This is a genomic window from Aeromonas sp. s13, assembly GCF_040907905.1.
In the GTDB taxonomy this organism is placed as follows: domain Bacteria; phylum Pseudomonadota; class Gammaproteobacteria; order Enterobacterales; family Aeromonadaceae; genus Aeromonas; species Aeromonas veronii.
Genome location: NZ_JBFOCS010000074.1, coordinates 44,455 through 69,675, shown reverse-complemented (window position 1 = coordinate 69,675; position 25,221 = coordinate 44,455). Strand labels below are relative to the sequence as shown.

The 25,221-nt window shown below is 62.6% G+C and carries 22 protein-coding genes; 17 read left to right on the top strand and 5 right to left on the bottom strand.

The genetic code is table 11. The features are described 5' to 3' along the window. Positions 1-102 precede the first annotated feature (102 nt). Entirely contained in the window at positions 103-987 is an 885-nt protein-coding gene (gene nadK, locus AB5Y82_RS16025; protein ID WP_005338038.1) for an NAD(+) kinase, read from the bottom strand. Positions 988-1,278: 291 nt separating this feature from the next. Here nadK and grpE point away from each other — a divergent pair, with 291 nt between their 5' ends. From grpE to AB5Y82_RS15985, 8 genes are all read left to right on the top strand, one after another. Continuing rightward, on the top strand, positions 1,279-1,854 hold the full coding sequence (gene grpE, locus AB5Y82_RS16020; protein ID WP_005338036.1) for a nucleotide exchange factor GrpE: 576 nt from the start codon (positions 1,279-1,281) through the stop codon (positions 1,852-1,854). Positions 1,855-2,152: 298 nt separating this feature from the next. Next, on the top strand, positions 2,153-4,081 hold the full coding sequence (gene dnaK, locus AB5Y82_RS16015) for a molecular chaperone DnaK (protein ID WP_005338034.1): 1,929 nt from the start codon (positions 2,153-2,155) through the stop codon (positions 4,079-4,081). A gap of 101 nt (positions 4,082-4,182) precedes the next feature. Beyond that, positions 4,183-5,325, top strand: a complete 1,143-nt coding sequence (gene dnaJ / locus AB5Y82_RS16010; protein WP_005338032.1) for a molecular chaperone DnaJ — start codon at positions 4,183-4,185, stop codon at positions 5,323-5,325. Positions 5,326-5,589: 264 nt separating this feature from the next. Further along, complete coding sequence (locus AB5Y82_RS16005) at positions 5,590-7,095, top strand: carbohydrate porin (RefSeq protein ID WP_111901230.1); 1,506 nt, start codon at positions 5,590-5,592, stop codon at positions 7,093-7,095. A gap of 115 nt (positions 7,096-7,210) precedes the next feature. Then, the gene (locus AB5Y82_RS16000) at positions 7,211-8,167 is read left to right on the top strand and encodes an aminoimidazole riboside kinase (protein WP_368174225.1); all 957 of its coding nucleotides are present in this window, start codon (positions 7,211-7,213) and stop codon (positions 8,165-8,167) included. Positions 8,168-8,250: 83 nt separating this feature from the next. Further along, entirely contained in the window at positions 8,251-9,615 is a 1,365-nt protein-coding gene (locus AB5Y82_RS15995) for a sucrose-specific PTS transporter subunit IIBC (RefSeq protein ID WP_042657031.1), read from the top strand. Next, the gene (locus AB5Y82_RS15990) at positions 9,615-11,030 is read left to right on the top strand and encodes a glycoside hydrolase family 32 protein (protein WP_368174224.1); all 1,416 of its coding nucleotides are present in this window, start codon (positions 9,615-9,617) and stop codon (positions 11,028-11,030) included. The genes AB5Y82_RS15995 and AB5Y82_RS15990 overlap by 1 nt, the downstream gene beginning before the upstream one ends. 27 nt (positions 11,031-11,057) lie before the next feature. Then, entirely contained in the window at positions 11,058-12,068 is a 1,011-nt protein-coding gene (locus tag AB5Y82_RS15985; protein WP_368174223.1) for a substrate-binding domain-containing protein, read from the top strand. Between the two features lie 90 nt (positions 12,069-12,158). On the opposite strand, the gene AB5Y82_RS15980 is transcribed toward AB5Y82_RS15985, so the two are convergent. The 4 genes from AB5Y82_RS15980 to AB5Y82_RS15965 form a co-directional block, all read right to left on the bottom strand. Then, positions 12,159-12,887 carry an MgtC/SapB family protein gene (locus tag AB5Y82_RS15980; RefSeq protein WP_064336900.1) on the bottom strand — a complete coding sequence of 243 codons (729 nt, stop codon included), beginning with the start codon at positions 12,885-12,887 and terminating at the stop codon, positions 12,159-12,161. 218 nt (positions 12,888-13,105) lie between these two features. Next, positions 13,106-13,510 (bottom strand): hypothetical protein, encoded by a 405-nt coding sequence (locus AB5Y82_RS15975; RefSeq protein ID WP_005338016.1) that lies wholly within the window; start codon positions 13,508-13,510, stop codon positions 13,106-13,108. A 381-nt stretch (positions 13,511-13,891) separates the two neighbouring features. After that, entirely contained in the window at positions 13,892-15,163 is a 1,272-nt protein-coding gene (locus tag AB5Y82_RS15970; RefSeq protein ID WP_368174222.1) for an NAD(P)/FAD-dependent oxidoreductase, read from the bottom strand. A gap of 54 nt (positions 15,164-15,217) precedes the next feature. Then, positions 15,218-15,403: a DUF2892 domain-containing protein gene (locus tag AB5Y82_RS15965; protein WP_111901234.1), complete on the bottom strand. Its 186-nt coding sequence runs from the start codon at positions 15,401-15,403 to the stop codon at positions 15,218-15,220. Between the two features lie 88 nt (positions 15,404-15,491). Between AB5Y82_RS15965 and AB5Y82_RS15960 the strand changes: the two genes are divergently transcribed. Genes AB5Y82_RS15960 through AB5Y82_RS15920 form a run of 9 tightly spaced genes read left to right on the top strand, consistent with a single transcriptional unit; the run spans position 15,492 to position 25,205 of the window. Continuing rightward, positions 15,492-15,806, top strand: a complete 315-nt coding sequence (locus tag AB5Y82_RS15960) for a helix-turn-helix transcriptional regulator (RefSeq protein WP_005338008.1) — start codon at positions 15,492-15,494, stop codon at positions 15,804-15,806. After that, entirely contained in the window at positions 15,806-16,219 is a 414-nt protein-coding gene (locus AB5Y82_RS15955; RefSeq protein ID WP_162632615.1) for a YeeE/YedE family protein, read from the top strand. The genes AB5Y82_RS15960 and AB5Y82_RS15955 overlap by 1 nt, the downstream gene beginning before the upstream one ends. Before the next feature lie 13 nt (positions 16,220-16,232). Then, complete coding sequence (locus tag AB5Y82_RS15950; RefSeq protein ID WP_162632617.1) at positions 16,233-16,703, top strand: YeeE/YedE family protein; 471 nt, start codon at positions 16,233-16,235, stop codon at positions 16,701-16,703. Between the two features lie 41 nt (positions 16,704-16,744). Next, positions 16,745-17,785 carry an efflux RND transporter periplasmic adaptor subunit gene (locus AB5Y82_RS15945; RefSeq protein WP_368174249.1) on the top strand — a complete coding sequence of 347 codons (1,041 nt, stop codon included), beginning with the start codon at positions 16,745-16,747 and terminating at the stop codon, positions 17,783-17,785. After that, positions 17,778-20,942, top strand: coding sequence for an efflux RND transporter permease subunit (locus AB5Y82_RS15940; protein WP_111901237.1), 3,165 nt, complete (start codon positions 17,778-17,780; stop codon positions 20,940-20,942). The genes AB5Y82_RS15945 and AB5Y82_RS15940 overlap by 8 nt, the downstream gene beginning before the upstream one ends. A gap of 27 nt (positions 20,943-20,969) precedes the next feature. Further along, positions 20,970-22,109: an efflux RND transporter periplasmic adaptor subunit gene (locus tag AB5Y82_RS15935; protein ID WP_111901238.1), complete on the top strand. Its 1,140-nt coding sequence runs from the start codon at positions 20,970-20,972 to the stop codon at positions 22,107-22,109. Further along, a complete protein-coding gene (locus tag AB5Y82_RS15930) occupies positions 22,102-22,791 on the top strand; it encodes an ABC transporter ATP-binding protein (RefSeq protein WP_111901239.1) in 690 nt (229 codons plus the stop codon). Before AB5Y82_RS15935 ends, AB5Y82_RS15930 begins: the two co-directional genes overlap by 8 nt. Beyond that, the gene (locus tag AB5Y82_RS15925) at positions 22,792-24,006 is read left to right on the top strand and encodes an ABC transporter permease (RefSeq protein WP_159163222.1); all 1,215 of its coding nucleotides are present in this window, start codon (positions 22,792-22,794) and stop codon (positions 24,004-24,006) included. Next, positions 23,991-25,205, top strand: coding sequence for an ABC transporter permease (locus AB5Y82_RS15920; RefSeq protein ID WP_368174221.1), 1,215 nt, complete (start codon positions 23,991-23,993; stop codon positions 25,203-25,205). Before AB5Y82_RS15925 ends, AB5Y82_RS15920 begins: the two co-directional genes overlap by 16 nt. The last annotated feature ends 16 nt before the right edge of the window (positions 25,206-25,221 follow it).

Below are 25,221 nucleotides of genomic sequence, written 5' to 3'. Positions count from 1 at the left end.
GCGGTACGGATATGAGAGTGCAGGGGACGTTGCCACGACAGAAAAGAGAAGGGCGCCAATTCAGGCGCCCTCTCTGGCAATGCCGTTATCGGTCAGCGCCGATTAAAACAGCTTGCTGCCCCAGCCGAGCTTGTTGCGCAGCACGTGGAAGTAGCTGTAGTCGAGGGGATGCACCAGATGAAGCTGGTGGTGACTCTTCTTGATCAGGATCTCGTCCCCCGGGTGGACCGCCAGGGTTACCTGACCGTCACAGCTCACCTGCATGGCATCGTCCTGATTATCCGGCGAGACCAGCAGCCGTACTTCGCTGTCGGCATCGAGCACGATGGGGCGACTGCTGAGGGTGTGCGGGAACATGGGCACCAGTGTGATGGCGTTGAGCTTGGGGGTGAGGATGGCGCCACCTGCCGACAGTGAGTAGGCGGTGGATCCGGTCGGGGTGGCGACTATGATGCCGTCCGAACGCTGGCTATACATAAAGCTGCCATCGATATAGACCTCGAACTCGATCATGTGGGCGATCTTGCCCGGGTGCAGCACCGCCTCGTTGACCGCAAGATTGCTCGACTTGCGCTCGCCGTGGCGATAGACCGAGGCCTCCAGCAGGAAGCGGTGTTCGCTCTTGTAGTGGCCGGAGAGCACCTGCTCCAGCGGCAGCAGGTAATCCTGCGGCGAGAGGTCGGTCAGAAAGCCGAGGTTACCCCGGTTGACCCCGATCACCGCCACATCGAAGCGTGACAGCACCCGTGCCGCCCCCAGCATGTTGCCGTCACCGCCGACCACGATGGCGAGATCGGCCTGCTGGCCCAGTTGAACCAGATCCATCACGTTTTCATCGAGGATGCTCAGGGTCTGGGCGACCCGGCTCTCCACCAGTACCCGAAAGCCGCGGGCGGTCAGGTATTGATGCAGGCCGGTCAGCGTCTGGTTGGCCCCCTCATGGTGGGGTTTGCCAATCAGGGCGATGGTTTTGAACGGAGAATCCATAGTCAGTCAGATCTGGGATGGGTATTGCGGGCCAGTATACAGTGCTTTGCTCCGCTTGTGACGCTCCCCCGTGTGACGGGGCTGGCTATCCCCTTGAGGCTACTGGTTAAACGGTGAGCGGCAACCCGGATAAACCGACGGTTGCGGCTATTCAGCAACCCAGATTGCCCTTTACCCCTTGAAAGCCGGGGATGCATCCCCATAATAGCGCCAACATAGTCGGTCTGTTGTCGTCCGGTCGCTCAACCAGACGTCAGGGCCCTCATAAGTAACCCCGGAATTGGAGATGTCATGAACCACGAAGAGCAAAAGGTTGAAGCGATGGAGCAAGTGGAAGCCCAGCCAGTCGAGCCGACCGATGTAGACAGTGAAGTGACAGCCGAGCAGGCCCGCATTGCCGAACTGGAAGCGCAGCTGGAAACCGCCATCCAAAAAGCGGCGGAAGAGCGTGAACGCGCCCTGCGTACCGCCGCCGAGATGGAGAATCTGCGCCGTCGTACCGAGCTGGATGTGGAGAAGGCGCACAAATTCGCGCTGGAGAAGTTCGCCAATGAACTGCTGCCGGTGCTGGACAACCTTGAGCGTGCCATCGAACTGGCCGACAAGGAGAACGAAGCCCTCAAGCCAATGATCGAAGGTGTCGAGCTGACCCTGAAATCCATGCAGAGCGGCGTGGCCAAGTTTGGTCTGGTGGCGCTCGACCCGATCAACCAGCCGTTTGACCCCAATGCCCATCAGGCGATGAGCATGGTACCGAGTGCCGATGTGGCCCCGAACACTGTCATCGCAGTGATGCAGAAGGGCTATGACCTCAACGGTCGGGTGATCCGTCCTGCCATGGTGATGATCGCCAAAGCGGTCGACTGATTGGCTGTGGGTGCCCGAGCCCGCCCTGTGGCGGGCTTTTTGTTTCGCAGTGCAGCACCTGTTCATCTTGCCCGGTTTTACGGCTCAACGTGACCGCGCAACCATGACAAAGGGTGTGGTTTTTTAGGGTTGGGGCTTGAAGCTGCGTCCGGCGACCCCATATAGGTAGCAAGGCCGCGGCGGCACAAAAAATTTGATGCCGGGAGCTTGAAAGCCAGATTGGCTGCCCCCACCTAGCCGTTAACGCATTAAGGCGAGTTCCTCGCCAGTTTATTCAAAGTATTTGGAGATTCGTCAAATGGGTAAAATCATCGGTATTGACCTGGGTACTACCAACTCCTGCGTCGCTATTCTGGATGGCGACACTGCTCGCGTGATCGAGAACGCAGAAGGCGATCGTACTACTCCGTCCATCATTGCCTATGCCGATGATGGCGAGATCCTGGTTGGTCAGCCGGCCAAGCGTCAGGCCATCACCAACCCGAAAAACACCCTGTTCGCCATCAAGCGTCTGATCGGTCGTCGTTTTGAAGATGAAGAAGTGCAGCGTGACCTGAAAATCATGCCGTACGCCATCGCCAAAGCTGACAACGGCGACGCCTGGGTTGAAGTGAAGGGCAAGAAAATGGCACCGCCGCAGATCTCTGCCGAAGTGCTGAAAAAGATGAAGAAGACCGCTGAAGACTACCTGGGTGAGCCGGTAACCGAAGCCGTTATCACTGTTCCGGCCTACTTCAACGACGCCCAGCGTCAGGCTACCAAGGATGCCGGTCGCATCGCCGGTCTGGATGTAAAACGCATCATCAACGAACCGACTGCTGCTGCATTCGCTTACGGCGTGAACAAGGTCAAGGGCGAGCGCAAGGTTGCCGTATATGACCTGGGTGGCGGTACTTTCGATATCTCCATCATCGAGATCGACGAAGTGGAAGGCGAAACCACCTTCGAAGTACTGGCGACCAACGGTAACACCCACCTGGGTGGTGAAGACTTCGACAACCGCGTCATCAACTATCTGGTAGACGAGTTCAAGCGTGAGCAGGGCATCGACCTGCGCAACGACCAGCTGGCTCTGCAGCGTCTGAAAGATGCCGCCGAGAAAGCCAAGATCGAGCTCTCTTCTGCCCAGCAGACCGACGTCAACCTGCCGTACATCACTGCAGATGCCACCGGTCCGAAGCACATGAACATCAAGGTGACCCGCGCCAAGCTGGAATCCCTGGTAGAAGATATGGTGAAAGACTCTCTGGAGCCGGTTCGTGTCGCCCTGAAAGACTCCGGTCTGGCAGTTGGCGAGATCGACGACGTGATCCTGGTTGGTGGCCAGACCCGTATGCCGCTGGTTCAGAAGACCGTTGCCGAGTTCTTTGGCAAAGAGCCGCGTAAAGACGTCAACCCGGATGAAGCAGTGGCCATGGGTGCTGCCATCCAGGGTGCCGTACTGTCCGGTGACAAGACCGACGTACTGCTGCTGGACGTTACCCCGCTCTCCCTGGGTATCGAAACCATGGGCAGCGTGATGACTGCGCTGATCGAGAAGAACACCACTATCCCGACCAAGAAGTCCCAGGTGTTCTCCACTGCCGAAGACAACCAGTCTGCCGTGACCATTCACGTGCTGCAGGGTGAGCGCAAGCGCGCCAGCGACAACAAGTCTCTGGGCCAGTTTAACCTGGAAGGCATCCGTCCGGCACCGCGCGGTCTGCCGCAGATCGAAGTGACCTTCGACATCGATGCCAACGGTATCCTGCACGTCTCTGCGAAAGACAAAGAGACCAACAAAGAGCAGAAGATCACCATCCAGGCCTCCTCTGGTCTGTCTGATGACGAGATCGAGCGCATGGTACGCGAAGCCGAAGCCAACGCGGCCGAGGACAAGAAGTTTGAAGAGCTGGTACAGGCTCGCAACCAGGCTGATGGTCTGGTCCACTCCGTACGCAAGCAGATCACCGAAGCCGGTGAAGCCCTGCCTGCCGACGACAAGACCAAGATCGAAGCCGCTCTGAGCGAGCTGGAAGCGGCCATCAAGGGTGACGACAAGGCTGCTATCGAAGCCAAACAGCAGGCTCTGCTGGAAGCGTCCCAGAAGCTGATGGAAATTGCCCAGCAGCAGGCTCAGGCCCAGGGTGCAGCCGGTGCTGATGCCGGTCAGTCCTCCTCTTCTGCCAAGGCTGACGACGACGTAGTCGACGCCGAGTTCGAAGAAGTGAAAGACGACAAGAAGTAAGCCCTACCCAGATGGGCGGAGTCCGCTTCGCCCATCGGCTTGGTCAATGAATTCACGGGCGTTGGGTAACCAACGCCCGTCTGCGTAACCACAGGATGAGTATGTCGAAGCGCGATTTCTACGAAGTACTGGGTGTGGCGAAAGATGCCGACGATCGGGAGATCAAGAAGGCGTACAAGCGCCTGGCCATGAAGTATCACCCGGATCGTAACCAGGGTGATGCCGCATCCGAAGAGAAGTTCAAAGAGGTCAAGGAAGCCTACGAGGTCCTGACCGATGCCAACCTGCGTGCCCGTTACGACCAGTACGGCCATGCCGGTGTCGACCCGAGCCAGGGTGGCGGTGGCCACGGTGGCTTTGGCGGCGGTGCCGACTTCGCCGACATGTTTGGTGACGTATTCGGTGACATCTTCGGCGGTGGCCGTGGTGGTGCCCGTCGTGGCCCGGCCCGTGGCTCCGACCTGCGTTACACCATGGAGCTGACGCTGGAAGAGGCGGTACGCGGGGTCTCCAAGGAGATCAAGGTGCCGACTCTGGTTCACTGCGAAGTCTGTAACGGCTCCGGTGCCCACACCGGCAGCAGTGCCCAGACCTGCCCGACCTGCCACGGCTCCGGCCAGGTGCAGATGCGTCAGGGCTTTTTCGCGGTGCAGCAGGCATGTCCGCACTGTCACGGCCGCGGCAAGATCATCAAGGATCCGTGCCGCAAGTGTCACGGTGAAGGTCGCTACCAGCGCACCAAGACCCTGTCGGTGAAAATTCCGGCGGGCGTCGATACTGGCGATCGCATCCGTCTCTCCGGCGAAGGGGAAGCGGGGGAAGCAGGAGCTCCGGCAGGGGATCTCTACGTACAGGTGCACGTCAAAGAGCACGAGATCTTCGTGCGTGACGGCAACAACCTCTACTGCGAAGTGCCCATCAGCTTCACCGCAGCTGCGCTGGGTGGCGAGATTGAAGTACCGACCCTGGATGGCCGCGTCAAGCTCAAGGTCACTCCGGAGACCCAGACCGGCAAGATGTTCCGCATGCGCGGCAAGGGCGTGAAGTCAGTACGCTCCGGCCAGGTAGGGGATCTGATGTGCAAGGTGGTGATCGAGACGCCGGTCAACCTCACCGAGCAGCAGAAAGAGCTGCTGCGCCAGCTGGACGAATCCTTCAGCGGTGCCGCTGCCAAGACCCACAAGCCGAAATCGGAAGGCTTCTTCGAAGGGGTGAAACGCTTCTTCGACGATCTGACCAGCTGATTTCAGCGACCCGAATAAACAGAGCCGGCCTTGTGCCGGCTCTTTTTTTGCCCGCCGTTTAGCCAGGAACCGCCCTATTGAGTGGATCCTGATGAGGGATCCTCCTCACAACTCCCGCCAATTCCTGCTGTACAAATGTTATCCCGCTCACACTGTTGCTGAAACGGTTTAGTTGTCGTATTGAGCTGGCTAAAGCGGTTTAGCTATGCTCTAGCTGTCGATAACAACTGCGCCCATTTGGGCCATAGATGACAGGTGAGGAAGATGATGATGTTCAAGAGCAAGTTGGCGCTGGCGGTAGCGCTGGGATTGGGGATGAGCAGTCCGCTGTGGGCGGCGCAGGCGAGTGTTGCAGGTGAGAGTGTCGAGGCCAGACTGGCGGCGCTGGAGGCGCGGGTACAGGCGGCTGAAGCGAGAGCCGAGGCAGCAGAGAGCCGTGCCAGTCAGGCGGAAGTGAAGGCGAGCACGGCGAGTGAGCAGGCGCAGGCGGCCGACAACCGCAGTCAGCAGGTGGATGAGAAGACAGCAGGTGCCCAGGGCTTCGAGTTTCACGGCTATGCCCGCTCGGGCCTGTTGGTAAACCGCAATGGCAACGGTGGGCGCGGCGGCCCCTACATCACGCCAGCCGGTTCGGTGGGCGGGGCCGTCGGTCGCCTTGGCAACGAAGATGACACCTACATGGAGGCTAACCTGCTGAAAACCCAGACCTTCGAGGATGGCAGCTGGGCTCGCTACAAGCTGATGCTGGCAGACGGGGTTGAGACCAGCAACGACTGGACCGCCAGCGATTCGAGCCTCAATACCCGTCAGGTGTTTGCCGAGATCGGCAATCTGGCGAGCTTCGACGGCCCCTTCAAGAATGCGGTGCTGTGGGCGGGCAAGCGCTTTGATCGGGACAACTTCGACATCCACTGGCTCGATTCCGACGTGGTGTTCCTGGCCGGTACCGGCGGCGGCGTTTACGACGTGCAGCTCGCCGACAGCTGGAAGGCCAACTTCTCCCTCTATGGCCGCGATTACGGCGACATCAGCGCCAGCGGTCTCTCCGATATCGAGAGCTACATCCTCACCATGAACAACCGCGTCGGCAACTGGCAGTGGATGGTGAACGGCCTCTCGGCCAAGGACAATGACGCCCGCATCAATGACAAGGGGACGGGCAGCGAGGCGGCGGACAAGGGGGCACACACCCTGTTGGCCTACCACGGCGAGAGCTTCTTTGGCATCAACCCAGGGTTTGCCAAGGCGGCGGTGTTGTATGGTCATGGGCTGGGGGCCGAGGTCAAGGGGCTGGGCTCTGACAGCGAGCTGCTGCCGGACGCCGATGCAGTGCGGGTCGCCGTGTTTGGCGCCACCGATCTCAACTCGCGCTGGCGTTTTGCCCCGGCCCTGCTGGCCGAGCAGAGTCAGGATCGCTACGTGAAAGGAGACGAGTACCGCTGGCTTACCTTCAATACCCGGGTGGCGCAGGTGCTGAGCCAGAACGTCGAGCTGGTTTACGAGGCGGCCTGGCAGTACATGGATCTCGATCCCAAGGGTTACAAGGGACGCCAGGCGGTGAACGGCAACTTCACCAAGCTCACCTTCGCCCCCACCTTCAAGGCGCAGACCGCCGGTTTCTTCGAACGTCCCGAACTGAGGGTGTTCGCCAGCTGGATGGACTGGTCCTCCGAGCTCGACAACTACGCTAGCGACGATGCCATGGGCCAGAGCAACTTCACCGCCGGTGGCGAGTGGAACTTTGGCGTACAGATGGAAACCTGGTTCTAGTTCGTTATCCCGATCACAAAAATGGCAGCCGGTGCCGAGATCTGTTGGTTGGCTAAAACGGTTTAGCTAATAATGACAGCCAACAGAACAGAGTTCGGGTTTGACCGTGGATCCGATGCAGCAGTGGAGTAGCAAGGTGACGAATCGTGTGTGGGTAATGGGGGATGCGGTGGTGGACTTGATCCCGGAAGGGGCGTTGCACTACCTCAAGTGTCCGGGTGGTGCGCCCGCCAATGTGGCGGTTGGCGTGGCACGGCTGGGTGGCGATGCGGCCTTTATCGGCCGGGTTGGTGCTGACCCGTTCGGCCGCTTTATGGCCGACACCCTGAGCGGGGAGGGGGTGGATATCGGTGCACTGTGGCTCGATCCTGACCATAGCACCTCTACCGTGCTGGTAGAACTGGATGACGAGGGGGAGCGCAGCTTCACCTTTATGGTGCGCCCCAGTGCCGACCAGTTCCTCACCCCGGATGAGTTGCCCCGCTTCGATGCCGATCAGTGGTTGCTCACCTGCTCCATCGCGCTCGCCAACGAGCCGGTACGCACCAGCTGCCTGCAGGCCATGGCGGCTATCAAGGCGGCAGGAGGGTGGGTCTGTTTCGACCCCAACCTGCGCCCCGAGGTGTGGGGCAACCCCGCCGAGATACTGCCGCTGGTGCGTCAGGCAATTGCACAGGCGGATGTGGTCAAGCTATCCATCGAGGAGCTGCAACTGCTGAGTGGCGAGGATGAACTGGTCGCTGGGCTTGCAACTCTCTCTGGCCCGGCGCTGGTGCTGGTGACCCGGGGCGCGGCCGGGGTGGTGGCCCGTTTGGGTGGCGAGTTGCTGGAGTGGGTGGGGCAGAAAGTGACGCCCATCGACACCACGGGGGCGGGGGATGCCTTCGTCGCCGGGCTGCTGGCGGCGCTGGCCGGGCGCTCGTCGCTGCCGACGCTGGCCGAGTTGCCCGCCATTCTGGCTCAGGCTCACGGCTGCGGGGCGCTCGCCACCACCGCCAAGGGGGCGATGACGGCGCTGCCGACCCGCTCCGAACTGGATGTTTTTTTGCGATCAAGCGCAAGCGGCTGTTGAGCTGCGGCTAGAAGCCCGGCTCGACAGCCCCTACTCTCATGTGACAAGGGCCCGCCAGCGTGGCGGGTCATAAGAGGAAGAATATGAATATCAGTGCGATAGCCAAGGATCTGGTGCCCCTGCTCGGGGGCAAGGAGAATATCGTCAGCGCTGCCCACTGCGCTACCCGGCTGCGGTTGGTGCTGGCCGATGACAGCAAGGTAAACAAGGCCGCCATCGACAAGCTGGAGGGGGTCAAGGGGTGCTTTAGCAACGCGGGCCAAATTCAGGTGATCTTCGGCACCGGTCTGGTCAACAAGGTGTATGCCGAGTTTGTGGCGCTGACCGGTACCGGCACCGCCAGCAAGGCGGAGCTGACCGACATGGCGGCGGCCAAGCTCAACGTGGCCCAGCGGTTGGCGCGAACCCTCTCTAACATCTTCGTGCCGATCATTCCGGCCATCGTCGCCTCGGGCTTGCTGATGGGGCTGCTCGGCATGGTGCGCACCTACGGTTGGGTCAATGCCGACAGCGCCCTGTTTGTGATGCTCGACATGTTCAGCTCGGCGGCCTTTATCATACTGCCGATCCTCATCGGCTTTACGGCGGCGCGGGAGTTTGGCGGCAATCCGTACCTCGGGGCGACCCTCGGCGGCATCCTCACCCACCCGGCGCTGACCAACGCCTGGGGCGTGGCCGGTGGCTTCAAGACTATGGACTTCTTCGGGCTCGATGTCGCCATGATCGGCTATCAGGGCACTGTCTTCCCGGTGCTCTTGGCGGTCTGGTTTATGTCCCATCTGGAGAAACAGCTGCGCAAGCGCATTCCGGATGCGCTGGATCTGATCCTCACGCCGTTTCTCACCGTCATCATCACCGGCTTCGTGGCGCTGCTCTTTATCGGCCCGGCGGGTCGGGTGTTGGGGGATGGCATCTCGTTCGGTCTGAGCGCCCTCTATGAGCAGGCGGGCTGGCTGGCGGGGCTGGTATTTGGCGGCACTTACTCGCTTATCGTTATCACCGGCATTCACCACAGCTTCCATGCCATCGAGGCGGGGTTGCTGGCCAATCCGCAAATTGGCGTCAACTTCCTGCTGCCCATCTGGGCCATGGCCAACGTGGCGCAGGGCGGGGCTTGCCTCGCGGTCTATTTCAAGACCCGCGATGTGAAGATCAAGGCCATTACCGTGCCGGCGGCCATGTCCTGCCTGCTGGGTATCACGGAAGCGGCGATCTTTGGCGTCAACCTGCGCTATATCAAACCCTTCCTCGCCGGTCTTTTTGGCGGGGCCTGCGGCGGCGCCTACGTGGTGGCGGCCAAGGTGGGGATGACGGCGGTGGGGCTGACCGGTATTCCCGGCATGGCCATCGTCCAGCCCATGAGCCTTATTCATTACATCATCGGGCTGGTGATCGCCTTTGGCGCCGCTTTCGCCGCTTCCTACCTGCTCAAGTACAAGGTGGAGTGATGAAGGAAAGCGATCTTCTCAACCAGATTGTCCGGTCGTTGCTGGCCGGACAGCTCAAGGCGGCGGCCGATCCCCATCGGCCCCGCTGGCATCTGGCAGCCCCGGTGGGGCTGCTTAACGATCCCAACGGCTTTATCGAGCACGACGGGCGCTACCACCTCTTCTACCAGTGGAACCCGCTTGGCTGCGAGCACCGCAACAAGGGCTGGGGGCATGTCACCTCCACCGATCTGCTGCATTGGCAGCACGAGCCGGTGGCGCTGTTGCCCACCGAAGCCTATGAGAGCCACGGCTGCTATTCGGGCTCTGCGGTGAGCGACGAGCAGGGGCGTTTGACCCTCATCTACACCGGCAATGTCAAATACCCGGATGGCAGCCGCACCGCCTATCAGTGTCTGGCCCGCGCCGACGGTGAGGGCGGTTTTGCCAAGCTGGGGCCTGTGCTGGATCTGCCCGAAGGCTACAGCGGCCACGTGCGCGACCCCAAGGTGTGGCACGACGGCCAGCAGTGGCTGATGGTGCTGGGGGCCCGCACCCTGGATGACAAGGGCGAAGTGCTGCTCTATCGCGGCGAGACCCTGCAAAGCTGGCAGCGGGTGGGCCCCATCGCCGGTAGCGGGCGAGGGGGGCTGGGTGAGTTTGGCTATATGTGGGAGTGCCCGGATCTCTTCCCGCTTCGGGAGCGCCATGTGCTGATCAGCTGCCCGCAGGGGATTGCCCCGGCAGGCGAGGATTATCGCAACCTCTACCAGTGCGGCTGGCTGGCGGGCAACTTCGACGGCGAGCGCTTCGAGCACGGGGCTTTTCACGAGCTGGATCGGGGCTTCGAGTTCTATGCCCCTCAGACCACTCTGGATAGCCAGGGTCGGCGCTTGCTGTTTGGCTGGCTGGGTCTGCCGGAAGAGAACGAGATGAGCCAGCCTACGGTCGCTCACGGCTGGATTCACCAGATGAGCTGCCCGCGGGAGCTGTTCTGGCAGGATGAGTGGCTCTGCCAGCGGCCGGTGGCGGAGCTTGCGGCATTGAAGGGAGAGTTGACCCGCTTCGAGGGGACGCTCGGCGAATTTCCGGGTCTGGCCATCGACTCGGCCTGGCTCGATCTGGATCTCTGCGGTGAGGGGAGCCTCTGGTTCGGTGCCGTGGCCGAGCTGTGCTGGCAGCCGGGGCGCATCACCTTGCGGCGCCAGAACTGGCAGAGCGGAGCGTGGGAGACCCGCAGCAGCCCATGGGCTGGCGGGCGGATCACCGTGCTATGCGATCGCTCCAGTCTGGAGTGCTTCATCGATGAGGGTCGCCACAGCCTGTCGGCGCGCTATTTTCCCGGGGACAAGCCGCAACTTTCATCAGGTAACGGCGATGATGGCTGCAAAATTTGCCTCAATCACTGGCCGCTGTCGGCGTGCCTAGTACAATAGCCCGGTTCTAGTCAGCCGGGAGGCCAGGTGGAGAAGAAGAAACGGATCACGATTGCCCAGATCGCCGAACTGGCGGGGGTGTCCAAGGCGACCGCCAGTCTGGTGCTCAACGGGAAGAGTGCGGAGTACCGGATTGCCGACGATACCCGCAAGCGCATTCAGGCGGTGGCGGAGGAGTGTCACTACCTGCCGAGCTTTCACGCCCGCTCCCTGCGCGAGACCCGCAGCTACACCTGGGGGCTGGTGATCCCCGATCTCACCAACTTCGGTTTTGCCCGCATTGCCCGTGCCCTCGAGGCCTACTGCCGGGAGGCGGGCATCCAGCTGCTGATCGCCTGCTCCGAGGATGATCCCGCCCTCGAGCAGCGGGTGGTGGACAACCTCATCAGCCGTCAGGTGGATGGGCTGATTGTCGCCTCCAGCGGCCACAGCGATGACATCTATGCCCGCATTCACGACCGCTTGCCGGTGGTGCAGCTCGACCGCCATATCGGCGAGTCACGCCTGCCCATGGTGATCTCCGATGCCTGCAAGGCTACCGCCGAGCTGGTGCGGGATATGGCCAGCGAGTGCGGCGAGCAGATCTACTACTTCGGCGGTTTGCTGGATCTCTCCCCCAGCCGTCACCGGCTGGCGGGCTATGAGCTGGGGCTCCATCGCGCCGGTTTTGAAGCCGATGCCGCCCGGGTGCGCCATCGCGACTATCAGCCGAGCTCCGGTTATCAGCTGATGGCCGAGCTGGTGGCTGAGCTGGGAGCCCCCCCCAAGGGGCTCTTTACCGCCTCCTTTACCCTGCTGGAAGGGGTACTGCGCTACCTCAACGAGGCGGGGTTGATGGAGACAGGCATGCGCCTGTGTACCTTCGACGATCACGACCTGCTTGACTGCATTCCCATGCGCATCGACTCGGTGGCACAGGATTGTCCGGCGCTGGCCCTCGCCGCTTTCGAGCTGATGCAGCAACTGATTGCGGGCAAACCTCCCGCACAGACTGCCCAGGTGATCACCCCCAGGGTGCGCTGGCGCAGCCGCCGTTAGCCACTCTTCGCCCATCCATATGAGAAAGCCCCGCCATTGCTGGCGGGGCTTTTTGCTGTGGGCGGATGGTTCGTTCCTCTGACAGGCAGCTCAGTCGGTGGTACTGGTGCGCCAGAACACCTGCTTGATATGGGGGTGGATGGCCAGCTTTTGCATCAGGGCATCCAGCTCGTCGCCATCGATGGAGGTAGCCAGCAGCACCGCCGAGATCTCCAGATCCCCCGCGCCAAACGGCTCGATATCGAGTTCGCTCAGGGGGTAGTTGGCCTGCTCCAGCATCTCCTCGAGCCAGTGCAGCACCTCTTTTTGATGCTCGCGCTGGGTCAGGGCCGTCACCTTGTAGGTCACTTCGGTGTCGGTATTGTCCACCGGGCGGCGGTTGATCTGGTTGACCAGCGGTCGCAGCAGGGTGTTGGCGGCCAGCACGAACAGGGCGCCCAGAATTGCCTCCATGGCGAGCCCGGCGCCACAGGCGGCGCCGACAGCAGCGACACCCCAGAGGGTGGCGGCAGTGTTGATGCCGCGGATATTGCCCGATTCGCGCATGATGACGCCGGCACCGAGAAAGCCGATGCCGGAGACGATATAGGCCACCACATGGACCACGTTGTAGTTGCCGCCGTGCAGGTCATAGATACGCTGGGCCAGACTGACGAACAGGGCGGCCCCTACGGCGACCAGCACGTTGGTGCGCAGGCCCGCGGTACGTTGGCGGTACTGGCGCTCCAGCCCGACCAGACTGCCAAGCACAAAGGCGAGCAGCAGGCTGGCCAGGGTGTCGAGCAGGGAGATCATGTCAATTTGTTGCCACATCTTCATGGCGTACTCCTTCTGATGAGCGCTGGTTTGGTGCAATCCATGATGAAACGCCGGGAGGCAGATGGATCAGGGGATGATTGCGCGGATGGCCAGCAGAAAAACAAAAACGCGGCGTCCCGGGGAGCGAGCATCATCAGATGCCCTGACGCTCGGAGAGGACGCAACAAGCAGGGCCAGCGTGGCTGGCCCCTTTCACTGTGGTTAACGCAGATGAGCGGTCAGTTGAGCTCGGGATCGCAGTCGATGCGCGGGCGCAGTTGCCAGCGCACCGGATGTGCTACTCCGACCTGATGAACAAACTGAACCAGATAGCGTCGCTGGGGCGGGGTGCACTGCAGGTTGAGCACCAGCTCTCGCCCGCCGCCGCGACCCGGCTTCATCGATTGCATCGGTTGCAGCCCCGCCGGTTGCAGGGTGTGGTTCACCATATCCAGCACCTGCTCCATATCGGCGCGATCCTCGCAGCGGATCTGCAGCCTATAGTGGTGCTGGCGCGGTTTGCCGCCCAGCCAGCGTGGCAACATGCCGCGCCCCAGCTTGCTCAGCAGGGGGTGAGCCCGGGTTGCAACAGAACCTGTTGCGACCGCGCGATCCGCAGCCGGTTTGATTGAGATAAAACGCATAGCAGCCTCCTTGTGGGAAGCAGAAACTATGCAGGCATGGCGACAGTGGCGGTTGGCCACTGGTTGCCAGACGTCAAGTGTAAAAAGGGAGAAGAGGGGAGTGGATTTCCGCTTCTCGCAGGGTTGCGAGTGGCGGCAGAGCAGGACCTGCGGCTAGCTCGCGACCTTGGTACCGACGATGAGGGTCGGTCTACAACTGTCACTTGATGAGTTGCCCACTGATGGTCTCCGCTATTGATAAGAGGCTCGAATGATAGCCGAGGCGGCGGGCAGGGTAAACCCCGCGCTGCCCGCAGCAACATCTTGAAACATAATCGAAAGCCCCGTTTTTGCCGCGCAAAGCCGCCAAAAGCAGACCCGGCGAGGGCCGGGTCTGCGGGGTCATTCGGTCTTGTCGATGCCAAGGTATTTGAGCATCAGTTTCTCGTAGATGGGCTCGGTATCGCCCACCTGCATCTTGTGCAGGAAGTATTTCTCGAAGGCGATCTTGGCCAGATGGACCCACTTTCCTTTCTTGAACCAGGCGACGTTGCGCGGCGGGATCTGCGGCATGGCGACGAAGGCGGCGCCGGTGTCTCCCATGTCTGCCAGACAGATGGCATTCCACACTGCCTTGGTCACCGGCGGCTGGCCGCTGAGCTCCGCCTTGATGTTGTGGCTCAGGGTGCGCACCATCGCCTCAATCATATAGCCGGTCTTGGGCACCCCGGTTGGCACCGGCGTCTTGTGCGGCGGGGCAATGGCGATGCAGACACCGGCGGCGTAAATCTGCGGGAAGGCGGGGTTGCGCTGGTGCTCGTCGACGATGACAAAGCCGCGGGGATTGACCAGCCCCTCGATGCCCCGCAGCGGCGCAATGCCGACAAAGGCGGGCAGCATCATGGCGTGTTTGTAGGGCAGGGTATGGGTGCGCTTGATGTTGCCCTCATCGTCCAGCTCCTCCACCGTCATCTGGCCATCTTGCGCCGCCACTGTGCGGGCATTGCAGATCCACTGCACGTCGCGCATCCGCAATTCGCTCTCCAGCATCCCCTTGGAGTCGCCCACGCCGTTGAGACCCAGATGGCCGATGTAGGGCTCGCTGGTGACAAAGGTCATGGGCACATTTTTCCTCACCTTCTTGTCGCGCAGGTGGCGATCGAGGATGAACGCATACTCGTAGGCGGGGCCGAAGCAGGAGGCGCCCGGCATGGCGCCGACAATCACCGGGCCGGGCTCATCGACCAGTGCGCTGACACTGTGGCGGCACTCTTCGGCGTGGGAGAGGGTACAGACGCTGGTGGTGCCACCGGATTCGGGGCCAGCCCCCGTCACTTCGTCAAAGGCGAGGGCCGGGCCGGTGCAGATTGCCAGAAAGTCGTAACGCAGGGTCTGGCTATCGGAGAGGGTGAGCTGCTGCGCCGCCGGTTGCAGCTCGGTCAGGGCGGCATGGATAAAGCGGATCCCCTTTTTCTTCACATGGGGTTCGATGGGGAGCGAGGTCTCCTTGCGCTCCCGCCACTGGACGGCAATCCAGGGGTTGGAGGGAGTAAATTCAAAGTCCGGCTTGTCATTGATGAGGATCACCTCATGCTGCTTGCCCAGTTCGGCCTTGAGTTCGTAGGCGGCAGACATGCCCCCGAGACCCGCGCCGATGACGATTACCGTTGCCATGTTCAGCCTCCTGCGTTTATTACACGCTCATGTGAGCCGGGTCATCCGACCCGTTTATTTAAATCCTATCCGTTTGAGGATCATCGCTGCCGGGCAGAAACCGGTGAATGCGCTCTGGATCAGGTTGACCCCGACAAAGGCACTCAACCAGACAAAGCCCGGATGAATCCAGGTGGTAAGGATCAGCGAGAGCAGCAACATGCAACCCGCGACGATTCTGACTCCGTTATCTACTGTCATGGTCCTTCTCCTTATCTACTTTAGATGTTGCTAATTTAGTGTTGTTTTATACAATAGAACAAATATCAGCAATTGCTAATTTACTCTTATGAGCCAATTCGACGAGATGAACAGACATGCGACAGCCGCCGCCTCCCTGCTCAAGGCGTTGGCTCATCCCGAACGCCTGATGGTGCTCTGCCAGCTGGTGGAGGGGGAGAAGGGGGTCGGGGAGCTGCTGGCCCATAGCCAACTTGGGCAGTCGGCCTTCTCCCAGCAACTTTCGGTATTGAAGCGCTACGGCCTTATCCGTTCGCGCAAGGTCTCCCAGCAGATCTACTACTCGCTGGTGAGCGAGGCGGCTGCCGATGTGCTGGGGGCGCTGCAAACCCATTTTTGTCACTCGGAAAATAAGGAATCTTGATGATGGAAAGCCAATGGCTGCTCTCTTTGGGCGGTGGCATGCTGGCGGGGCTGTCGGCCCTGATCCTGATGTTGTTCAACGGCCGGGTTGCCGGGATCAGCGGCATTCTGGCCGGTGCGCTGCAACACCGTGCACCGTGGCGGGTGCTGTTTCTGCTGGGGCTGGGGGCGGGCGCCTGGTTGGCGCTGACCCTGGGTTGGGCCAGCATGCCCGCATTCACCACCTTGCCCGGCTGGCCCGTTGTGCTACTGGCCGGTCTGCTGGTCGGGGTCGGTACCCGTCTTGGCAATGGCTGCACCAGCGGCCACGGCATCTGTGGCATGGGGCGGCTCTCCCTGCGCTCCATCGTCGCCACCCTGAGCTTTATGGCGGCAGGTTTCATCACCGTCTTCGTCACTCATCATCTGCTGTAAGGGGCTGATCGCCATGAAGTTGCTGACAAGTTTGTTTGCGGGTGTGTTGTTCGGACTGGGGATGGCCATCTCCGGCATGGTGGATCCCGCTCGGGTCACCGGTTTTCTCGATCTGGCTGGCGCCTGGGATCCCTGCCTCGCCTTCGTGATGGGAGGCGCCCTGCTGGTCTTTATGCCGGGTTACTTCCTGCTGGTGAAACCCCGTCGTCAGAGCGTGCTGGGCGAGCCCATCGCCGCCGTACCAGCTCCTCGGCTGGATCGTCGCCTGATCGGCGGGGCTGCGCTGTTTGGCATCGGCTGGGGATTGGTGGGTATCTGCCCGGGGCCTGCTCTGAGTCTCATTTCCAGCGGGCAGCCCATGATAATGTTGTTTATAGCGGCCATGGTGGCCGGGATCTTGCTGTTTGACAAAGGACTGGCCAGGGTGCTGACCAAGGCGCCAGCTCGGGGAGTGGATAAGGTGCGCCAGTCCCATACCGCCTGATCCCGTGAAGTGACAGATTACGCCAGGGAAGGAGAGTGATGATGGAAAAGATCCGGTTGCTGGGGATCACCATGTTGGTGATGACATCGCAGGCCATGACATCCCCCCTGGCCTTTGCCGCGGACGGGGAGCCAGAGCCCCTGTTGACAGTGGCGCCACAGCCGGTGACTGACTGGCTGACGCTGGATGGCACCGTCAGTGCCATCAATCAGGGGACGGTGGCGGCCCAGACCAGCGGCCGGGTCTCCCGTATGCTGGTGGATGTGAACGATCAGGTACAGGCGGGACAGCCGCTGCTGGAGATCAGTGGCAAGGAGCAGTTTGCCGCCGTCACGGGTGCCGAGGCGCGGCTGGCGCGGGCGCAGGCTCAGCGGGTGGAAGCCGAGCGCCAGCTCGCCCGCTTTCAGGCGCTGATTGCCAAGGGGGTGATCACCCGCGCCCAGCTCGACAATGCCCAGGCGACTGATCGCGCCGCCCGCGCCGAGGTGAACGCTGCCGATGCGGCTCTCACTCAGGCCCGCGAGGCCTACGGTTATACCCGCATTCTGGCTCCCTATGCAGGGGTAGTGACCAAACGGCTGGTAGAGCTGGGGGAGACTGTCGCCCCCGGTACCCCGCTGCTCTCCGGCTTCTCTCTCGACACCTTGCGGGTGGAGGTGGAGTTGCCCCAATCCGCCCTGACGCTGGCTCGTGAGCCTGCGGATGTGCAGGTGCTGCTGCCGGATGGCAAGTCTGTTACCCCGGTCAAATTGACCCGCTTCAACTATGCCGACAGCCAGAGCCACGCCTTCAGGTTGCGCCTCGACTTGCCGCCGCAAACCGCCGGGGTATTGCCCGGAATGTGGCTCAAGGTGCAGCTCAAGCAGTGTGAGCGTCAGGTGTTGCAGGTGCCGGAGCGCGCCCTGCTGCGGCAAGGGGAGTTCAACGGCGTCTATCTGCAGCAACCCGCTGGCTGGGCCCTGACGCCGGTACGGGTCGGCCATTGCTTTGAAGGGCAGTGCGAGATCCTGGCCGGGCTGCAAGCCGGTGACAAGCTGGCCCCCGATGCATGGGCGCAGCAGCAGGAGGTGGCCCATGAGTAGCGAGCTGAACGGCAACAAGGAGAGGCTGGGGCCTGCTGGTCGGCTGGCTGCGCTGTTCCAAGGCTCGGCCATCACGCCGCTGCTGGCGCTGGTGGGGCTGTTGCTCGGTCTGTTTGCAGTGCTGGTGACCCCCAAGGAGGAGGAGCCGCAGATCGATGTCACCTTCGCCGATGTCTATATTCCCTTCCCGGGATCCACTCCGGCTGAAGTGGCCTCTCTCGTTACCACCCCTGCCGAGCAGGTGGTTTCCCAGATAAAGGGCATTGATACCCTTTACTCTTTTTCCCAACCTGATGGCGCCCTGCTGGTGGTGGTGTTCAAGGTGGGGGTGAGCCGCGAGCAGGCCATCGTCGATCTCAACAACCAGCTCGACTCCAACCGCGACTGGTTGCCACAGGGGATCGGGGTCGGTCAGCCGCTGGTAAAACCCCGGGGGATCGATGATGTCCCTATCGTCAGTTTGACCTTATGGAGCAAAGAGGGGATCAAGCAACTGGGGGCAACTGAGCTGACCCGGGTCGCCCATGAGCTGGAGACAGAACTCAAGCGCATTCCCGGTACCCGCGATATTTACGCGCTGGGCAGCCAGAGCGCCGTGCTGCGGGTGATGCCGGATCCGGTGGCCCTCAGCGCCCACGGCATCAGCTGGGGCGAGCTGAGCCAGCGACTTGCTGCCGCCAATCAGGTGGGCCCGACACAGGCCATCGAGCAAGATAACCGGGAGATCAAGGTGCAGGTGGGGCAGTTCCTGCAAAGTGAGCAGGAGGCTAGAGAGCTGGTAGTGGGGATGCACGACGGCAAGCCGGTCTATCTGGGGGATGTGGCCAGGGTCTCTCTGGGTCAGGAGACTCCGACCAAACGCAGCTGGATGGGGATGGGGCAGGCCAGTTATCCGGCGGTGACCCTGGCCATCGGCAAGCAGCCGGGCCAGAACGCGGTTGATGTGGCCAAGCGGGTGGAGGCGCGGGTCGAGAGTCTCAAAAATCGGCTGATCCCTGCCGGCGTTGAGGTGACGGTGACCCGAGATTACGGCGTCACCGCCGAGACCAAATCCAACACCCTGATCGGCAAGCTGATTTTTGCCACCACGGCGGTGGTGCTGTTGGTGCTGGTGAGCATGGGCTGGCGTGAGGCGCTGGTGGTGGGGGTTGCCATCGTCATCACCCTGGCACTGACCCTGTTTGCCAGCTGGGCCTGGGGCTTTACCCTCAACCGGGTGTCGCTGTTTGCGCTGATCTTCTCCATCGGCATTCTGGTGGATGACGCCATAGTCGTGGTGGAGAACATCCACCGCCATCGCGGTTTGGGCAAGGGGGCGCTCAAGGATCTGATTCCGGGGGCGGTGGACGAGGTGGGGGGGCCGACCATACTGGCGACCCTGACCGTCATCGCGGCCTTGCTGCCGATGGCCTTTGTCAGCGGGCTGATGGGTCCTTACATGAGCCCCATCCCCATCAATGCCAGCATGGGGATGCTTATCTCCCTGCTGGTGGCCTTTATCTTCTCCCCCTGGCTGGCGAGCCATTTGCTCAAGGGTGAGATGCACGGTGCCCACGGCGAGGCCAAGGCTGGTCTCTTTCACCGGCTGATGACCCCTTTCCTGATTGGTGATGGCGCCAAGAAGGCCAGACGCAAGCTCTGGCTAGTGGTGTTGCTGCTGGTCGGGGCGGCTACCGCCATGCCGGTGGTGCAGTGGGTGGTGCTCAAGATGCTCCCGTTTGACAACAAGTCGGAATTTCAGCTGGTGCTCGATATGCCGGAGGGGGCGACCCTGGAGCAGACCGAGCGCACCCTGCTGGCGGTCGGACGAGAGCTTGCCAAGGTGCCTGAGGTGAAGGATTACCAGATCTACGCCGGTACCGCCGCCCCCATCAATTTCAACGGGCTGGTGCGCCACTACTTTATCCGCAGCGGCGCCAACGTGGGGGATATTCAGGTCAATCTGGTGGACAAGCATGAACGGGATCGCAGCAGTCACCAGATTGCCCAGTCGGTGCGGGCGCCGCTGCAGGCTATCGCCAGTGCGGCAGGGGGCAACCTGAAAGTCGTTGAGGTGCCGCCCGGCCCGCCGGTCTGGTCCCCCATAGTCGCAGAAGTGTATGGCCCGACGCCTGCCGCCCGTGAAGCGGCGGCTCGCGCCGTACAGGCCCGTTTTGTGGCCACGGCGGATCTGGTGGATGTGGATATCTATCTGACCGACCCGCAGCCTAAGTGGCGGCTGGTGGTGGATCGCAGCAAGGCGGCCCTGCTCGGGGTCGATCTCGGGGATCTGGTGAACACCCTCAATGGCGGGGTGGGTTATCAGGATGCCAGCTGGCTGCAGGGGCACGGCGCCAAGTATCTGGTGCCGATCCGCATCGAACTGGCTCCCGGTGACAAACGGGATCTGGCGGGCGTACTGGCCCTCAAGGTGCGCAGCCAGAGCGGCCAGCTGGTGCGGGTCTCCGAGCTGGTGAGTCGCCGTGATGAGGTGGCCCCCAGCTATATCATGCACAAGAACATGCAGCCCATGGTGATGGTGGTGGCCGACATGGGTGGCCACACCGACAGCCCGCTCTACGGCATGTTTGCCGCCGGTGCCGACATCGACCTGCCCCAATATTACGTGCAGCAGCCCGATAAATTGGGAGAGGTGGCGCTGTTGTGGGACGGGGAGTGGAAGATCACCTACGAGACCTTTCGCGATATGGGGATTGCTTACGGGGTGGGGATGATCCTCATCTACCTGCTGGTGGTGGCCCAGTTCCGCTCCTATCTGGTGCCGCTCATCATCATGGCTCCCATTCCGCTCACCATCATAGGGGTGATGCCGGGCCACGCCCTGCTGGGAGCCCAGTTTACCGCCACCTCGATGATCGGGATGATCGCCCTGGCCGGGATCATCGTACGCAACAGCATCCTGCTGGTGGACTTTATCGAGCAGCAGCGCAGCGCCGGAGTGGTGTTCGAGCAGGCGGTGATCGAAGCGGCGCAGGTGCGGGCCAAACCCATCATGCTGACGGCGCTGGCGGCGATGATCGGAGCCCTGTTTATCCTCGATGATCCCATCTTCAACGGACTGGCCATCAGCCTGATTTTCGGGATCCTGGTCTCCACTTTGCTCACCCTGGTGGTGATACCCTTGCTCTATTATGCCCTGCTCTCCCGACGCTCATGACGGGAGTCACTAGCGAAAGGATGCGCGATGAAGAGAGGTTGGTTGTGGTGGGGAAGTGGCGCCGTGGTAGCGGTGGCTGCTCTGGCATGGTGGTGGCGACCGCAGCCGACGCCGATCAGGCTGGCAGAGGTCGGGCGGGGGGATGTGCTGGTCACCGTGGTCAATACCCGGGCTGGCACCATCAAGTCGTGTCAGCGGGCCGGACTCAGTCTGCCCGGTGGCGGCGTGGTGGAGCAGATCGCCGTCAAGGCTGGGGAGCGGGTGGCGCAGGGAGATCTGCTGCTGACCCTCTGGAGTGACGACATTCACGCCGATCTTGCCCGTGCCCGTGCCCAGCAGGCCCTTGGCAAGACCCAGCGCGAGGAGCGTTGCAGCGAGGCGGCCTACTACGAGCGGGAGGCCAACCGGCTGGCCACCTTGCTGGCCAAAAATCTCACCTCCCGCACCCTCGCTGAGCAGGCCCAGAATCTGGCCGATACCCGCCGCTATGTCTGTCAGGCATCCCGTCAGCAGGAGCGGGTCGACGAGGCGCAGGTCGCCCAGGTGGAGGCTCGCTTGAGCGAGCGTCGTCTGCTGGCGCCGTTTGCCGGCGTGGTGGCGGAGGTCAACAGCAAGCTGGGCGAATACATGACCCCCTCACCGCCCGGAGTGGCCATGCCTCCGGTGATCGATCTTATCGACGATCGCTGTCTCTATGTCTCAGCTCCCATCGATGAGGTGGATGCTGCCCGCCTCAAGGTGGGCCAGTTTGCCCGGGTGCTGCTCGACGCCATGTCCGGGCGCGATTTTGCCGCCACCGTCACCCGCATCGCCCCCTATGTGAAGGAGCTGGAGAAGCAGGCCCGCACCGTGGAGGTGGAGGCGGCGCTCACGGCCCTGCCCACCGATGTCCCCCTGCTCATTGGCTACAGTGCCGACCTTGAGGTCGAGGTGACCCGCGCCACCAATGTGCTACGGGTGGCGGCCAGCAGCCGGGCCGACGATGGCAGCGTGCTGCGGCTGGAAGGGGATAAGCTGGTGCGGGTGGTGCCCCGCTGGGGTGTGGAGAACTGGAACTGGATTGAGGTGGCCGAGGGGCTCGCTGCCGGTGATCGGCTGGCAGCCCAGCCCGGACAGATTGTCGGGGAGGGCCCTTTCAGCGCCGCCACGGAGCAGACGGATGAGTGATCTCATTCGCCTTGATGCCGTCAGCCGTCGCTTCACTCTGGGTGGGAGCGAAGTGGCCGCCCTCGATCGCGTCTCCCTGCGGGTTGCCGAGGGGGAGTATCTGGCGGTGATGGGCCCCTCTGGCTCCGGCAAATCGACTCTGCTCAATGTGCTGGGGCTGCTGGATCGGCCCGATGAGGGGTGCTACTGGCTGGGAGGGGAGGATACCGCCACCCTGTCAGAGCCGGCGCTGGCCCAGCTGCGCGGCCATCGCATCGGCTTTGTGTTCCAGTCGTTTCACCTCATCTCCCGCCTCACCGCCCGTGAAAACGTCGAGTTGCCGCTGATGTTGTGCGGGATCACCCCCGCCGAGCGCCATCGCCGAAGCCAGCAGTTGCTGGGAGAGCTGGGGCTGGAGAACCGGGCCGGACACCGTCCTGCCGAGCTCTCCGGCGGTCAGCGTCAGCGGGTAGCCATCGCCCGGGCCATGGCAATGGCGCCGCGGCTGATCCTGGCCGACGAGCCCACCGGCAATCTCGACTCCCGCTCCGGGGAGGAGGTGATTACCCTGCTGGAGGAGCTCAACCGGGAGCAGGGGATCACGCTTGTGGTAGTAACCCACGACCCGCGCCTCGGTGATCGGGCGGGCAGGCGGATCCTGATGAACGATGGCCGCATCAACATTGATAGCGGCGGTGGCTGAATGCGGCGCCCCGATGTGATCCACTTTGCCGCCGTGGCGTTATTGCGTCAGCGTTCACGGGCGCTGGTCTTGATCCTGGCGGTGAGTCTGAGCGTCACCTCAGTGCTGCTGCTCACCGCGCTGGGGGAGGGGGCGAGACGCTATGTGGCCGACCAGTTCAGCTCCCTTGGCAAGGATCTGCTGGTAATGTTCCCGGGCCGCAAGGAGACCACCGGCGGGTTGCCGCCGGTCACCGGCAACAGTCTGCGGCAGATCACTCTCGATGATATGCACTACCTTGGCCAGCATCAGCCAAACGTGCGGCTGGTGCCGCTGGTGATGGGCTTTGCCGAGGCCAAACAGGGGGCACGGCTGCGCCAGACCATGCTGCTTGGCAGCAGCAACGGGCTGCGCGATACCCACGGGCTGGAACTGCTCTCCGGCCGCTGGTTGCCGGGGGATGCCGCAGAGGATCGACCGGTCGTCCTGCTCGGGGCCGTGGTGGCTCGGGAGCTGTTTGGTCAGGCCGATCCGGTCGGCCAGTGGCTGCGTTTTGACAATCGTCGCTTTCGGGTGGTGGGGGTCTTCACCAGCCAGAGCAGCAATCTTGGGATGGATATGGCCGAGGCCGCGCTGATCCCGGTGGGTAGCGCCATGCGGCTGTTCAACACCGAGGGGCTGTTTCGGCTGTTGATCCAGCCGCTGGCGGGGCAAGCGGTGCCCCCGCTGGTCAAGCGACTGGAGCAGTTGATGCAGGCGCGCCATGGGGTACTCGATGTGACCGTGGTGCGCCGTGACGCCATGCTGGCCACCTTCTCCACCATTCTCTCGACCCTCACACTGGCGGTTGCCGGCATCGGTGCCATCAGCCTGCTGGTCTCCGGCATCATGATGATGAATCTGGCGCTGATCAGCACCCGCCAGCGCACTGGCGAGATCGGCCTGCTCAAGGCGCTGGGGGCCGACAGTCGCCAGATCCGCCAGCTGTTTTTGTGGGAGGCGCTGCTGTTGAGCGGCAGTGGCGCGCTGTTTGGCACAGTGTTGGGCTACGCCCTGGTTGGCCTCGCCGGAGTGATTTGGCCCGGATTTCCGGCGGCTGTCCCTCTGCTCGCTACTTTCTGCACCATACCGGCGGCCCTGCTGACCGGGCTGTTTTTTAGCTGGCTGCCCGCCTCCCGGGCGGCACGACAAGATCCGGTCAGCAGCCTGCGCAGCGGGCAATGGAGTGGTGGCTGATGCGCGCCGCCGATCTGCTGTTCTGGCTCTGGCGCGCCTTGCTGGCAGGGCGCAGTCGCAGCCTGCTGTCGGCGCTGGGGATAGCCATCGGGATCGCCTCGGTGACCCTGCTCACCGGCATCGGCGAGGGGCTCAGGCTCTATCTGCTCGACAGCTTCTCCCAATTTGGCACCCGGCTGATCGCCGTGACCCCGGGCAAGACCGAAACCGCCGGCGGCCCGCCCGGTATCCTCTCCAGCAGCCGTCCCCTGCTGCTGGAGGATGCCGATGCTCTCGCCAGATTGCTAGGGGTAGAGGCGGCGCTTCCTGTGGTACAGGGGCAGGGGGAGGTGCGCAGCCGCGGGCTCACCCGCAGCACTGCCATTCTGGGCACTGGCCCGGCGGCGCTCTCCGGCTGGCGACTCACCCTGGTGCAGGGGCGTTTTCTGCCTGCGGATGACAGTGCCATGCCCCGCGCCTATGCGGTGCTGGGGGCCAAGGTGGCGGCTGAGCTGTTTCCCGGGGGCGATGCGCCGGGCAGTCTGCTGCGCGCCGGTGATCGCCGTTTTCGGGTGGCCGGGGTGCTGGCCCCCAAGGGGCAATTTCTCGGCTTTGATCTGGATGACATGATCTATCTGCCCGCCGCCCACGCCCAGGCGCTGTTCAACAAGGAGGGGCTGCAGGAGATCGACGTCATCTATCGCGCCGGGCAGACGGAGGCCGACATCACCGCCCAGATCCGGCGAGTGCTGATCGCCCGCCACGGCGCCGAGGATTTCACCCTCACCTCCCAGCAGGACATGCTGACCAGCCTCGACAAGATCCTCTCCATCATCAAGCTGGCGGTTGGCGGGCTCGGCATTATCTCGCTGCTGATCGGGGCGGTCGGCATCTTCAGCATCATGAGCATCGCCCAGCAGGAGCGGATCCCCGAAGTGGGCTTGCTGATGGCGTTGGGTTGTCCACGGCGGCGCATTCTATTGCTGTTCCTGCTCGAAGCCGTGGTGCTGGCGCTGCTGGGCGGAGCCATGGGGCTGGCCCTGCTCGGCGGGCTCAAGCTGCTGCTCACCCTGCTGGCGGCCGGCTTGCCGCTCACCCTCCATCCTCTCTATCTGCTGCTGGCGCTCGGTTGCAGCGCACTGGTCGGCCTATTGGCCGGGGTCGCTCCTGCGCTGCGGGCGGTGCGTCTCGACCCAGTAGTTGCCCTGCGCGGTGATTAGGTCGCCCCTTTCGCAA